Source organism: Streptomyces sp. NPDC056347 (genome assembly GCF_042262625.1).
Lineage (GTDB): Bacteria > Actinomycetota > Actinomycetes > Streptomycetales > Streptomycetaceae > Streptomyces.
Map to the genome: position 1 here is coordinate 1 of NZ_JBHJQP010000207.1, position 13,536 is coordinate 13,536.

At 68.4% G+C, this 13,536-nt stretch carries 9 protein-coding genes; 8 read left to right on the top strand and 1 reads right to left on the bottom strand.

Translation table 11 applies throughout. The annotated features are described in order from the left end of the window. The first annotated feature begins 146 nt into the window (after positions 1 to 146). Positions 147 to 794, top strand: a complete 648-nt coding sequence (locus ACFCV8_RS31860; RefSeq protein ID WP_376688970.1) for a histidine phosphatase family protein — start codon at positions 147 to 149, stop codon at positions 792 to 794. A 20-nt stretch (positions 795 to 814) separates the two neighbouring features. Here the strand turns inward: ACFCV8_RS31860 and ACFCV8_RS31865 are convergent, their stop codons facing one another. Then, positions 815 to 4,660: a GH92 family glycosyl hydrolase gene (locus tag ACFCV8_RS31865; protein WP_376688971.1), complete on the bottom strand. Its 3,846-nt coding sequence runs from the start codon at positions 4,658 to 4,660 to the stop codon at positions 815 to 817. 503 nt (positions 4,661 to 5,163) lie between these two features. On the opposite strand from ACFCV8_RS31865, the gene ngcE reads away from it, so the two are divergent. From ngcE to ACFCV8_RS31900, 7 genes are all read left to right on the top strand, one after another. After that, on the top strand, positions 5,164 to 6,612 hold the full coding sequence (ngcE, locus tag ACFCV8_RS31870) for an N-acetylglucosamine/diacetylchitobiose ABC transporter substrate-binding protein (RefSeq protein WP_376688972.1): 1,449 nt from the start codon (positions 5,164 to 5,166) through the stop codon (positions 6,610 to 6,612). 50 nt (positions 6,613 to 6,662) lie between these two features. Next, positions 6,663 to 7,586, top strand: a complete 924-nt coding sequence (locus ACFCV8_RS31875; RefSeq protein WP_376688973.1) for a carbohydrate ABC transporter permease — start codon at positions 6,663 to 6,665, stop codon at positions 7,584 to 7,586. A 100-nt stretch (positions 7,587 to 7,686) separates the two neighbouring features. Further along, positions 7,687 to 8,604: a carbohydrate ABC transporter permease gene (locus ACFCV8_RS31880; protein ID WP_376688974.1), complete on the top strand. Its 918-nt coding sequence runs from the start codon at positions 7,687 to 7,689 to the stop codon at positions 8,602 to 8,604. Positions 8,605 to 8,800: 196 nt separating this feature from the next. Further along, on the top strand, positions 8,801 to 10,000 hold the full coding sequence (locus ACFCV8_RS31885; protein ID WP_376688975.1) for an ROK family protein: 1,200 nt from the start codon (positions 8,801 to 8,803) through the stop codon (positions 9,998 to 10,000). Positions 10,001 to 10,122: 122 nt separating this feature from the next. Continuing rightward, positions 10,123 to 11,217: a sugar ABC transporter substrate-binding protein gene (locus ACFCV8_RS31890; protein ID WP_376688976.1), complete on the top strand. Its 1,095-nt coding sequence runs from the start codon at positions 10,123 to 10,125 to the stop codon at positions 11,215 to 11,217. A 188-nt stretch (positions 11,218 to 11,405) separates the two neighbouring features. Next, positions 11,406 to 12,200, top strand: a complete 795-nt coding sequence (locus ACFCV8_RS31895; protein WP_376688977.1) for an ATP-binding cassette domain-containing protein — start codon at positions 11,406 to 11,408, stop codon at positions 12,198 to 12,200. Then, positions 12,197 to 13,498: a sugar ABC transporter permease gene (locus ACFCV8_RS31900; protein ID WP_376688978.1), complete on the top strand. Its 1,302-nt coding sequence runs from the start codon at positions 12,197 to 12,199 to the stop codon at positions 13,496 to 13,498. The genes ACFCV8_RS31895 and ACFCV8_RS31900 overlap by 4 nt, the downstream gene beginning before the upstream one ends. Positions 13,499 to 13,536 lie beyond the last annotated feature (38 nt).

Consider the following 13,536-nt stretch of genomic DNA (forward strand, 5'->3'; position numbering starts at 1 on the left):
CCCCTCCGCAGCACGCGGAGGGGGGCGGCCCCGTTTTCCGTACGGTGTCCCGTGCCGGGTGCGCCGCCGTGGAATGCGATCGTGGACCGGCGGGTTGACCCTGCGACGGCACAAGCGGCACCAGCACGGAAAGAGCGGGAACCACCATGGGCGAGCTGATCCTGATCCGGCACGGCGAGACGGAATGGTCGCGGTCCGGGCAGCACACGAGCCACACCGACCTGCCGCTGACCCCCCTCGGGGAACGGCAGGCCCGCGCACTGGCACCGCTGCTGGCCGGGCGGAACATCGCCCTCACCCTGGTCAGCCCCGCCGCACGCGCCCGGCGCACCGCCGAGCTCGCCGGACTGACCGGCCCGGTCATCACCCCCGAGCTGCACGAATGGGACTACGGCGGCTACGAGGGGGTGACCACCGACGAGATCCACCGCACCCGCCCCGACTGGAACCTGTGGACCGACGGGGTCGCCGCCGGACCCGCGGACCACCCCGGCGAGACGCCCGCCGAGGTGGGCGCCCGTGCCGACGAGGTGCTGGCGAAGGTCGCCGCGGCGGCCGCCGGACGGGCCGCGGACGAGGACATCGCGCTGGTCGCGCACTCCCACTTCCTGCGCGTGCTCACCGCCCGCTACCTCGGCCTCACCCCGGCCGGGGGCACCCTCTTCCAGCTCGCCACGGGGGCGGTCTCGCGGCTCGGCACCGAGCACGGCAAGCCGGTGATCAAGGCCCTGAATGTGACATGGCCCGAGAGCCTGCTCCCGAAGGCAGAGCCGGAGACCGCCCCTGGGCCGTGACCCGCCGGGTCACGGCCGGATCAGGAGATCAACTCCACCTCCGCCAGCCGTCCTTCGCCCGCGAACACCAGGCGGTAGTGCGCGTACCGGCCCGGTGCGCGCACCGAGAACACCCGGGTCTGCCGGTCCCAGGCGAAGGACTCGCCCGACCGCCGGTCCAGGTCCGTCCACGCCACGCCGTCCGACGAGCCCTGGAGCACCCAGCCGGACGGAGCCCTCGCGGCCCCGTCCGAGGTCAGGGTGTACCGCACGGCGTCGGCCGCCGAGCCGACCGGCAGCTCGACCGTGCCGACCGGGGCGGCGGTGGCCGAGGTGTCGTCGAAGAGCGGACCCCCGCCCTTCAGCACGTCCCCCGGGGGCGAGGGCACCTTGTCGTCCCTGGTGATCGAGACCGGCGCCGCGTCCTTTCCGGTGCCCCAGGACGAGGGCTCCGGGCCCATCGCGAAGTCCAGCACACCGCCCTTCGCCAGCAGCCCGTGCGGCAGCGAAGTGGCGGTCCACTTCCTGCCGTCGACCCGCAGCCCCTGCACGTAGAGGTTCTCCGCGCTGTTCGCCGGGGCCCTGACGACCAGGTCCCGGCCGTTCTCCAGATGGACCGTGGCCTTCGTGAAGAGCGGGGAGCCGACCGCGTACTCACCGGCGCCCATCACCAGCGGGTAGAAGCCGAGCGCGGAAAAGAGGTACCAGGCCGACTGCTCGCCGTTGTCCTCGTCGCCGTGGTAGCCCTGCCCGATCGCGCTGCCCGTGTAGAGCCTGCCCAGGACCTCGCGGACCTTCTCCTGGGTCTTCCAGGGCTGCCCGGCCGCGTCGTACATGTAGGTCACGTGGTGGGCGACCTGGTTGCTGTGGCCGTACTGCCCCATCCGTACGTCGCGTGCCTCGGTCATCTCGTGGATGACCCCGCCGTACGAGCCGACGAACTCCGGACCGGCCGTCTCCGGGGTGGCGAAGTACGTGTCGAGCTTCTTCGCGAGGCCGGCCCGGCCGCCGTAGAGGTTCGCCAGACCGCGGCTGTCCTGCGGGGCGGTGAAGGCGTAGCCCCAGCCGTTGGTCTCCGTGTAGTCGTAGCCCCAGACCCGGGGGTCGTACTTCTCCGCGGGCAGCCGCCACTCTCCTCCGGCGTTCCTGCCCTGGAAGAATCCGGCCCTGTCGTCGAAGAGCCGGACGTAGTTGCGGGCGCGGTCGAGGAAGTACGCGGACTCTTCCTTGTACCGCGACTTTCCGGTCTTTTTGTACAGGGCCTCGCCCATCCGCGCGATGCCGTAGTCGTTGAGGTAGCCCTCCAGCGACCAGGACAGGCCCTCGTGCGTCGAGGTGTCCGCGTAGCCGGTGAACGGGGAGGTCGCCATGCCCTTGCGGCCGACGCCCGAGGAGGGCGGGACCACCGTGGCGTTCTTCAGCGCCGCCTCGTACGCCGCCTCCGCGTCGAACTTCACCCCCTTGACGTAGGCGTCGGCGAACGCGACGTCCGAGGAGGTGCCGGTCATCAGGTCCGCGTAGCCGGGTGAGGACCAGCGGGAGATCCAGCCGCCGTCCTTGTACTGCTGGACGAAGCCGTCCACCATCTCGCCGGCCCTGCCCGGGGTGAGCAGGGAGTACGCCGGCCAGGTCGTTCGGTAGGTGTCCCAGAAGCCGTTGTTGACGTACACCGTGCCGTCGACGATCTTCGCGCCGGTGTGCGTCGGGGTGTCGGGGCCGGTCCTCGGCGAGAAGGGGCTGGCGTACCTGTCCTTGCCGTCCACCCGCTCGTGGCCCGAGTTCGGGTACAGGTACAGCCGGTACAGGCTGGAGTAGAGCGTGGTCAGCTGGTCGGCGCTCGCCCCCTCGACCTCCACCTTGCCCAGGATGCCGTCCCACGCCCGCTGCGCCCGGTCCGCGACCCGGGCGAAGGAGCGGTCGGCGGGGATCTCCGCGGCCAGGTTCCGCTTCGCCTGGTCGACGCCGATCAGCGAGGTCGCCAGGCGCAGGTTGACCGTGCGGTCCTTGCCGGCGTCGAAGCGGAGGTAGCCCGTCACCTTCTCGCCACCGCCGCCCGGCAGCATGCCGCTCGCGGTGACCGGGGCGTCGAAGACCCCGTACACGAAGAGCCGGGTGGCGCCGGTCGAGCCGCCGCTCTTCACGTCGGAGAAGGCGGTGAAGGAACGGGTGGCGGGGTCGAGGGTGAGGCCGCCGTCGTCGGTGACGTTGTCGAACACGACGCTCGCGTCGTCGCCGGGGTAGCTGAAGCGCATCCGGGCCGCGTGGTCGGTCGGGGTCATCTCGGCCTCGAGCCCGTTGTCGAAGGTCACGCCGTAGTAGTGCGGTCGCGCTGTCTCGTTCTCGTGGCGGAAGGGGAGCGCCCGTGCGGTGCGGGAGGCGTCCGGGGTGCCGGCGGCCGTGGACGGCATCAGCTGGAAGGTCTGCCGGTCGCCCATCCAGGGGCTCGGCTCATGACTGGCGCTGAACGCCTGAAGAGTCGGCAGGTTGTCGTCGTTGTTGCCGCGGGCGTAGTCGTAGAGCCAGCTCGTGGAGGCTGCGTTGGTGACCGGTGTCCAGAAGTTGAAGCCATTCGGTACGGCGGTGGCGGGGAAGGTGTTGCCCCGCGAGAAGGAGCCGCTGGAGTTGGTGCCGCGGACCGTCGAGGCGTAGTCGGACAGATGTGCCCGGCGCTTCTCGGGCGTCTTCGGAGCGATCACGATGTCGTCGATCCAGCCCTGGAACTTCGCCGGTCCCCGGGGCGAGTCGTACGCCACCAGGACGCGGTCCACGGTCTTTCCCGCCGCGACCGCGCCGACCGACGCCTCCACCTCGTTCCACTGGTTGACGTAGAGCCGTTCGGCGGCGGCCTGGCCCCGCGGGGTCAGCGGGCCGCCATTGCTGTCGGTGGCGCCCAGGTCGCTCAGATACGTGCCGTCCGTGAACGCCAGGTCGACGGCCACATGCGTCGACGGGTAGGCGAGATCGGTCTCGCCCATCTGCGGATAGACCAGATAGGACAGCGAGGTGTCACGGGTGACAGCCGTGTTCACGTCGAAGACCTTGTTGTACGAGTACGCCCGGCCGTCCGCCCGGTGCGTACCGGCGTACCGCAGTGCCCGCTTCCCGGTGAAGCCCGCACCGGCCTTCGCGGTCGGGGAGCCGGAGGGGCCGCGGTCGGGCAGGCTGCGCATGTCCGCGGGGGCCGGGGGCGAGGCGTCACCGTTCGAGAGTTGGACGTCGGCGAGCTGAGTGGCGTCCGTGGCGCCGTTGTTCGCCGTGATCCGGAGACGGAAGTGCCGGTACGCGGTGTCAGGTGTGAATTGGTACGACTTCGTCTGGAACCGCTCGGTGAAGGTCTCGCCGCTCCGGGAGTCGAGGTCCTGCCACTCCTGCCCGTCGGAGGAACCCTGCAGCACCCAGTCCCTCGGATCACGTTCGGCGTGGTCATTGGCCGAAGTCAGTGCATACGTAACGACTTTGACCGGTTCGTCGAGATCGAACTCGATCCAGCCGGATGGTGCGAAGGTGAGCCATTTCGTACCGGACTCGCCGTCGACCAGATTCTCCTTCACCTCCCCGCCGCCGGCGTTCTCGCCGCTGGCGCGGACGTCTGTCACCTTGTCGGTGACATTGCCCGGAATTCCTGTGGAGAAGCCGCCGTCGACGCCCGATGACCGCTTCTTTCCGTCGGAGCCCTCTTCTACCGTGTTGCGCCAGTCCGGCTGCCTTTCATCCGCTTCGAAGGACGAACGGAACGTCCGTTCCGCCGAAGGGATTTGGGTCCTTTCGGCCGCTCCGGCCGGCTGGGCGGCAGCCATGGCGGGGGCGGTCAGGACCAGGGCGAGCGAGGCCGCGATCAGTGCGGCGGTACGGCCGTGTCTCGTGCGGGAACCATGTCGGGGCTTCATGCCGAGCCGATCCTCCCGGGGGGAAGTGCACCTGGACAACGTTGTCAGAGAGATGCGCAAGGTCCAGTAGGAAGCCAAGGGCCGGGGCGTGTCAAGGGTGTTGGATGTGAATGCCGGGCCCTGCCGGCCGGAATGCGGAAAACGTTGCGCCGGAACCGGGAGGGTGCGGGGGGCATGTATCCGCGAGGTCTCAACTCGGGAAAGACTGCTGTTCAAACTCGCATTCGATCTTGCTCAGTTGGCCGTGAGTGGACTATACCTGTCGGCGTCCGCACCACCGCTCCGGCGACGCGGACGTGGGGGAGAAGGGGAGCGGTCGAGGACGGCATGACGGGTGCCTCCGACACCCGGGCTCCGAGGCACCCCACCGCACATGGCTAGCCTTAAATCAGCATCACCCAAGCGCAATTGACCGCGGTGGCGGGGCCCTTCGCCTGAGGCGAATTTTCGACGGGCGACCGGTTACACACCGCCTGAGTCCTGGAGAAGGCGAGGACTTGAGCATGGGATCCACCTCCGCCCAGAACAACGAGGGCCTTGGCCGTCGCGATGTGATCAAGCGATCGGCCGCACTCGGCTTGATCAGCGTTCCCGCGATGGGCTTCCTGTCCGCCTGCGCGAGCGGCGACAGCGGCGGCGACAAGAAGGTCGAGAAGGGCAAGGTCACCAAGGCCAACCCGCTCGGCGTCAATGAGACGGCCCCGCTCGATGTGGTCATCTTCGACGGCGGCTTCGGTCAGCAGTACGCGATCGACGCGGAGAAGAAGTACAACGAGGCGTTCCCGAAGGCCCCGAAGGTCAAGCACACCGCGACCCAGAAGATCCAGTCGCAGCTCCAGCCCCGCTTCAACGGCGGCACCCCGCCGGACCTGATCGACAACTCCGGTGCCGAGCAGATGGACATGGGTGTCCTGGTCGGCAAGAAGCAGCTGCTCGACCTGACGCCGCTGATGGACGCCCCGTCCGTCGACGACCCGGGCAAGAAGGTCCGCGACACGCTGCGCCCCGGCGTTCTGGAGATGGGCCAGTTCGACGGCGACCCCGTCTGGATCATGTACTACGCGTACACCGTCTACGGCGTCTGGTACTCGCAGACCGCGCTCGAGAAGCTCGACGCGGAGTACCCGGAGGACTGGGACGCCATGCTCGCCCTCTGTGCGAAGGCGAAGAAGAAGGGCATCGCGGGCTGGACGTACGCTGGTAAGTACCCGTACTACCTGCCGTTCTCGCTCTACCCGTTCATCGGCAAGATCGGTGGCCGGGAGGTTCTCGACAAGATCGACAACCTGGAGCCGAACGCCTGGAAGGACCCCGCGGTCAAGGCGGCCTTCGAGGCCTACTACGAGCTGTACCAGAAGGGCTACATCCTTCAGGGCACCCCCGGTCTGACCCACATCCAGTCGCAGACCGAGTGGACCAAGGGCAAGGCGCTCTTCCTCCCGAACGGTTCGTGGGTGGAGAACGAGGCGGCGCCGACCACGCCCAAGGACTTCAAGATGATGGTCTCGGCGCCGTCCAGCCTGGACTCGTCCGACAAGCTGCCGTTCGGCACCATCTGGGCCTCCGGCGGTGAGCCCTTCATCGTCCCGGCCAACGCGAAGAACCCCGAGGGCGGCATGGAGCAGCTGCGTCTCATGCTCTCCGAGGAGTCCTCGAAGAACTTCACCAAGCAGGTCAAGTCGCTCAGCGCGTTCAACGGCGGCACGGACGGTCTGACCCTCTCCACCGCCCTGCAGGCCGGTGTCGACGCCCTGAAGAAGGCCGGCGACAACGTGGTGAACCCGCGCATGCAGGACTGGTACGTGAAGCTCCAGAAGGAGCAGATCGGCGTCGCCGGCATCGGCGAGATGATGGCCGGCCGTGCGACCCCGGCCGAGGCCATCAAGAAGATCCAGGCCTTCGCGGACGCGGCGGCCAAGGACCAGTCCATCAAGCACTACAAGCACCAGTGAGCAACCGTCACCAGCGGCGGCACCCGCGGAAAGATCGGGGTCGGTAAACGATGCAGCACGGCAAGTACCGTTTCATCGTGGGGTTCTTGACAGTCCCCTTGGCGTTGTACGCGGTCTTCGTCATCTGGCCGTTCATCCAGTCCATCTACTACTCGTTCACGGACTGGACCGGCCTGAGCCCGGACTTCAAGATGGTCGGGTTCGACAACTACACGAAGATGCTCAAGGACGACATCTTCTGGAAGTCCTTGCAGCACAGCGTGTTGCTCGTGCTGCTGCTGCCGCTGGTGACGCTCGGCCTGGCACTCTTCTTCGCCTTCATGCTCAATGTCGGAGGCCGGCGGCGGAAGAACGCCACGGTCTCCGGCGTGCGCGGGTCGGGTTTCTACAAGATCGCCTATTTCTTCCCGCAGGTGCTCTCGATCGTCATCGTGGCCCTGCTGTTCCAGTTCGCCTACAACCCGGCCGGCGGGGTGTTCAATTCGACGCTGAAGGCGATCGGTCTGGGATCCGTCCATCCCGACTGGCTGGGTGATCCGAACCTCGCGCTGATCTGTGTGATGACGGTTCTGGTCTGGTCGACGGTCGGATTCTTCGTCGTGCTCTTCTCCGCCGGAATGGCGTCCATCCCGAAGGATTTCTACGAGGCGGCGCTGCTCGACGGGGCGAACCGTTTCACCACCTTCTTCAAGATCACCCTTCCGCTGCTCTGGGACACGGTGCAGTCGGGCTGGGTCTACATGGGCATCCTGGCGCTCGGCGTGGAGGCGTTCACCGCCGTACAGGTCATGACCGTGGGCCCCGGCGGTCCCGACTACTCGACCACGGTCCTGCCGCTGTACGTGTACCAGACGGCCTTCCGCGACGGACAGGCCGGCTACGCGACGACGATCGGTGTCGGACTGCTCGTCGTCACCATGGCCTTCGCCGCCATCGTGATGCGGCTGGGCCGGCGCGAGCGGCTGGAGTTCTGATGCCGCGACTGACGGGAGACAGTGCCCGGACCCCCGGCAGGCACCACAAGCACCACAGGTCGGCCTCCGTGTCCGGCTCGACAGTACGAGGTGAGTACGCGTGAAGACGACTGACACCCCCCCTGCGGCACCGGCCGCGGACCCGGCCCCGGCGGCCGGGCGGCCCGCCCCCGCGCCCAAGGAGAAGAGCGGCGAGGGGCACGTCCTCAACGTCTTCTCGCACGGAGTGCTGATCATCTGGGCGATCCTGGTGGTCCTGCCGCTGCTGTGGGCGGTGATGTCGTCCTTCAAGACGGACGACTCGATCCTGTCGACGCCGTTGTCGCTCCCCGACAAGCTGCACTTCGACAACTGGTCGCGCGCCTGGAGCCAGGCGCACATGAGCGACTACTTCTTCAACACCATCGTCGTGGTGGGCTGCTCGCTCGTCGGTACCCTGCTGCTGGGCTCGATGGCGGCGTACGTGCTGGCGCGGTTCGACTTCCCCGGCAACCGCTTCTTCTACTTCCTGTTCATCGGCGGGATGAGCTTCCCGATCATCCTGGCGCTGGTCCCGCTGTTCTTCGTGATGAACAACATGGCCCTGCTGAACACGCGGCACGGGCTGATCATGGTGTACATCGCTTACTCGCTGCCGTTCACCGTCTTCTTCCTCACCTCCTTCTTCCGGACGCTGCCGACCTCGGTGGCGGAGGCGGCGATGCTCGACGGAGCCTCGCACACCCGGACGTTCTTCCAGGTGATGCTGCCGATGGCCAAGCCCGGCCTGATCAGCGTCGGCATCTTCAACTTCCTCGGCCAGTGGAACCAGTACATGCTGCCGACCGTGCTGAACACCGACCCGGAGCACCGGGTGCTCTCACAGGGCCTGGTCGAACTCGCCAACAGCCAGGGTTACAAGGGCGACTGGTCCGGCCTCTTCGCCGGTCTGGTGATGGCGATGCTGCCGGTCCTCGGGGCCTACATCGTCTTCCAGCGTCAGGTCGTCGCCGGGCTGACCGCGGGCGCGGTGAAGTAGCCCCCCGTACCGTCTCTCCGTGAACCGCCCGTCGGCCCCGTGCCGGCGGGCGGTTCCGTTGTGCGGACGGGTGGCGGGCGGCTGATACATGCCGCTCATCGGAGGCTTCGGTTGCTCAAGGTCTTGACGGGGAGTGCCGCAAAACGGTCAGCTTGGAGTTCACATGTTGGAGAAAACGGCAGGAGTGAGAGAGTCGATGGAGACTCCGGGGTCGCAGACATCTCTGCATCGCGCCAACCTTGAGCGGGTCGTACGCGCGGTACGCATGGCGGGCTCGCTCACTCAGGCGGAGATCGCACGGAGCACCGGCCTCTCAGCGGCCACCGTCTCCAATATCGTTCGTGAACTGAAGGAGAGCGGCACGGTCGAGGTCACCCCCACCTCGGCGGGCGGCCGCCGGGCCCGGAGCGTCTCGCTCAGCGGCGACGCGGGCATCGTGATCGGGGTCGATTTCGGTCACACTCATCTGCGGGTGGCGGTCGGCAACCTCGCCCACCAGGTCCTCGCCGAGGAGGCCGAGCCGCTGGACGTCGACGCCTCCTGGGCGGAGGGCTTCGGCCGGGCGGAGACGCTGGTCCGTCGCCTGATCGCGGCGACCGGGATCGGTCCGGACAAGGTGATCGGCGTGGGGCTCGGTGTACCCGGCCCGATCGACGTGGAGTCCGGAACGCTGGGTTCCACGTCGATCCTGCCGGGCTGGACGGGCATCAACCCCAGCAAGGAGCTGGCCGACCGGCTCGGCGTGCCGGTGTACGTCGACAACGACGCCAACCTCGGCGCGCTCGGCGAGCTGGTCTGGGGGAGCGGCCGGGGGGTGAAGGACCTCGCGTACATCAAGGTGGCCGGCGGCGTCGGCGCCGGTCTGGTGATCGACGGGCGGATCTACCGGGGGCCGGGCGGCACGGCGGGCGAGATCGGCCACATCACGCTCGACGAGTCGGGCCCGGTGTGCCGCTGCGGCAACCGCGGCTGCCTGGAGACCTTCGCGGCCGCCCGCTACGTGCTGCCGCTGCTCCAGCCCAGCCACGGGCCCGATCTGACGATGGAGCGGGTGGTCCAGCTGGCCCGCGAGGGCGATCCGGGATGCCGCCGGGTGATCGGTGACGTGGGGCGGTACATCGGCAGTGGTGTCGCCAACCTCTGCAATCTGCTCAACCCCAGCCGGGTGGTGCTCGGCGGATCGCTCGCGGAGGCGGGCGAGTTGGTGCTCGCGCCGATCCGGGACTCGGTCTCCCGCTACGCCATTCCGAGCGCCGCGCGGCAGCTCTCGGTGCTGCCCGGAGCGCTGGGCGGGCGGGCCGAAGTGCTGGGCGCCCTCGCTCTGGTGCTCAGTGAGATGGGGGATTCGACCCTTTTGGAGAGTGCCCTGCCGAAAGCCACTCCTGCCTTCACTTAGATAACGGATGGCACCGTTGTCATCTCGTTAAGGATTTACTCCTTGACGCTGCCGTCGCAGCCGAGTTGACTGCCAGCCACCTCGGCCGCGACGTCGCGGCCTCGTCAGGGAGGCAACCCGTAATGAACGCAACGACGCGACGCATTGTCATTGGAACGGCCGCGGTCTCGATGGCCGTCTCCCTCGCAGCCTGCGGCAAGGCCGGTGACGACAAGGACTCCGGCGGTGGCGACAGCAAGACCATCGGTCTGCTGCTGCCGGAGAACAAGACCACGCGTTACGAGACGTTCGACCGCCCCATCATCGAGGCGAAGATCAAGGCGCTGTGCGGTGACTGCAAGGTCAAGTACAACAACGCCGCGGGCGACAGCGAGACCCAGAAGAAGCAGTTCGACGCGCTCGTCACCCAGGGCGTGAAGGTCATCGTCCTGGACACCGTCGACTACAAGGCCGCGAAGTCCTGGGTCCAGCAGGCCGCGAAGAAGGACGTCAAGGTCGTCGCGTACGACCGTCTCGCCGAGGGCCCGATCTCCGCCTATGTCTCGTACGACAACGAGAAGATCGGCCAGCTCCAGGGCGAGGCGCTGGTCAAGGCGCTGGGCGCCAAGGCCAAGGAGAGCAACGTTGTCATGATCAACGGCTCGCCGCTCGACCCCAACGCCCCCTTCTTCAAGAAGGGCGCGCACAGCGTGCTCGACCAGCAGGTCAAGAAGGTCGTCTACGAGCAGGACATCCCGGACTGGTCGCCGGACGAGGCGAACAAGAAGATGGGCGCCGCCATCGACTCGCTGGGCAAGAAGGGCTTCCAGGGCGTCTACTCGGCCAACGACGGCATGGCCGGCGGCATCATCACGGCCCTGAAGAAGCAGGACGTCAAGGTTCCGGTCGGCGGCCAGGACTCCGAACTCGCGGGCATCCAGCGGATCCTGGCGGGCGAGCAGGCCTTCTCGATCTACAAGCAGATCAAGCCGGAGGCCGAGACCACCGCCGAGATCGCCGTCCGCCTGCTCAAGGGCGACAAGATCGACGACCTGGCCCCGGTCAAGGTCGACAGCCTCTCCGGCGAGTTCAAGGGCACCCCCTCGAAGCTCTACGACGCCTCGGTCGTGACCAAGGACAACGTCGCCTCCACGATCGTCGCGGACAAGGTCTACACGGTCGAGCAGATCTGCACCGCGCAGTACAAGGCGGCCTGCGACGCCGCCGGGGTCAAGTAACCACCACCGTCCGGGAGTTCCGCGCGCCCGACCCGGACCGCGGCCCCGGCGTCACCCCGATCCGGTCCGGCACCCGCCCCGTCCACGCCCCGCAGCAGGGGGCAGGTGCCGGACTGTCCGCCGGTCCCGGCACCGCCCTCCCACTGTGCTCAGCACCACCCCCCCCCGCCGGTCAGGCGGCGAAGGAGATGATTCACGTGTCCGCTACGCCCGTGCTGGCGTTGCGCGGGATCTCCAAGCGGTTCGGCGCCGTCCAGGCGCTCACCGATGTGGACCTGGAGATCCACTCCGGCGAGGTGGTCGCCCTGGTCGGCGACAACGGCGCCGGCAAGTCGACCCTCGTCAAGACCATTTCGGGCGTCCACCCGATCGACGACGGCGCCATCGAGTGGGAGGGCGCGACGGTCCGGATCAACCGGCCCAACGACGCCCAGGAGCTCGGAGTCGCCACCGTCTACCAGGACCTGGCGCTCTGCGACAACCTCGACGTGGTCGCCAACCTCTTCCTCGGCAGCGAGCTGCGCAGGGCCTCCGTCCTCGACGAGATCGCCATGGAGAAGCGCGCCAAGGAGCTGCTGGACACCCTGTCCATCCGGATTCCGAGCGTGCGCATACCGGTCGCCGCGCTCTCCGGCGGCCAGCGCCAGGTCGTGGCCATCGCCCGTGCGCTGATCGGCGACCCCAAGATCGTCATCCTCGACGAGCCGACCGCCGCCCTCGGCGTCGAGCAGACCGCCCAGGTCCTCGACCTCGTCGAGCGGCTGCGCGAGCGCGGTCACGGCGTCATCCTCATCAGTCACAACATGGCCGATGTGCGCGCCGTCGCCGACCGGGTGGCGGTGCTGCGGCTGGGCCGTAACAACGGAGTCTTCGACGTGGCCACCACGTCCCACGAGGAGATCATCTCCGCGATCACCGGTGCCACGGACAATGCCGTCACGCGCCGCCAGGCCCGCACCGCGACGAAGGGGGACGCCAAGTGAGCGACCTCGCCAAGACCCCCGAGGCCACCGAGGCCGAAGCCGCCACCGAAGCCGCGTCCGGAGCCCCGGCCCCCGCCGTCGACCCACGCCTGCTCGTCCGCGAGGAGGGCTTCAAGGGCTACTGGTCGGAGTTCACCCGCAGGGTGCGCGGCGGCGAGCTCGGCTCGCTGCCGGTCCTGGTCGGCCTGATCGTCATCGCGGTCGTCTTCCAGTTCCAGAACGAGAACTTCCTCTCCGCCAGCTCCATCGCCAACATCGCCGTCTACAGCTCCGGCCTCGGCATCATGGCGGTCGGCATCGTCTTCGTCCTGCTGCTCGGCGAGATCGACCTGTCCGTCGGCTCGGTCGCCGGCGTCGGCGCGGCCACCTGGGCCGTGCTCAACGTCAACCACGGCTGGCCCGACTGGGCGGCGGTGCTGGTCGCGGTGGCCGGGGGCCTGGTGCTCGGCGCGCTGCACGGCTTCTTCTTCGCCAAGATCGGGGTGCCCGCCTTCGTCGTCACCCTGGCGGGCTTCCTGGGCTGGAGCGGTCTGCAGGAGTGGATGATGGGCGGTGAGGGCTCGATCAACACGCCGTCCGGCAGCATCGTGGAGAACCTCACCAACTACTTCTTCGAGGACAAGGCCGCCGGATACGGTCTGGCCCTGGTCGCTGTTCTCGCGTACGCCGCCTCGCTGTTCCTGGACGGCCGACGCCGCCGGGCCGCCGCGCTGCCCGCCCGTCCCACCAGCGAGGTCCTGCTCCGTACCGGCCTCGTCGCCGTGCTGTGCTTCGCCGTCGCGTACGTGCTGAACGAGCCCTCCGGCGCCCGCGGGCTGCCGCTGGCCCTGGTGCTCTTCCTCGCGGTGCTGGTCGTCGCGGACTTCGTGGCCCGCCGGACCACCTTCGGCCGCCAGGTCTTCGCGGTGGGCGGCAACCCGGAGGCGGCGCGCCGTGCCGGTATCAGCGTCGACCGGGTCCGGATCACCGTCTTCGCGCTCTCCGGCATGCTGGGCGCCTTCGGCGGCCTCTTCATCGCCAGCCTCTCCGGCGGCGCCACCAAGAGCGTCGGCGGCGGCAACACCCTGATGCTGGTCATCGCCGCGGCCGTGATCGGCGGCACCAGCCTCTTCGGCGGCCGGGGCAAGGTCTGGTCCGCGCTGCTCGGCATGATCGTGATCCAGTCGATCCAGCAGGGCCTGAACATGATCGGGATGGCCAACGCCATCCAGTACATGATCACCGGCGCGGTACTGCTGGCGGCCGTGGTCATCGACTCGGTCTCCCGCCGCACCCAGAAGACCGCGGGCCGCGCCTGACCCGTACGGGCGCGGCGGTGCCCGGTGCCCCCGAGGGC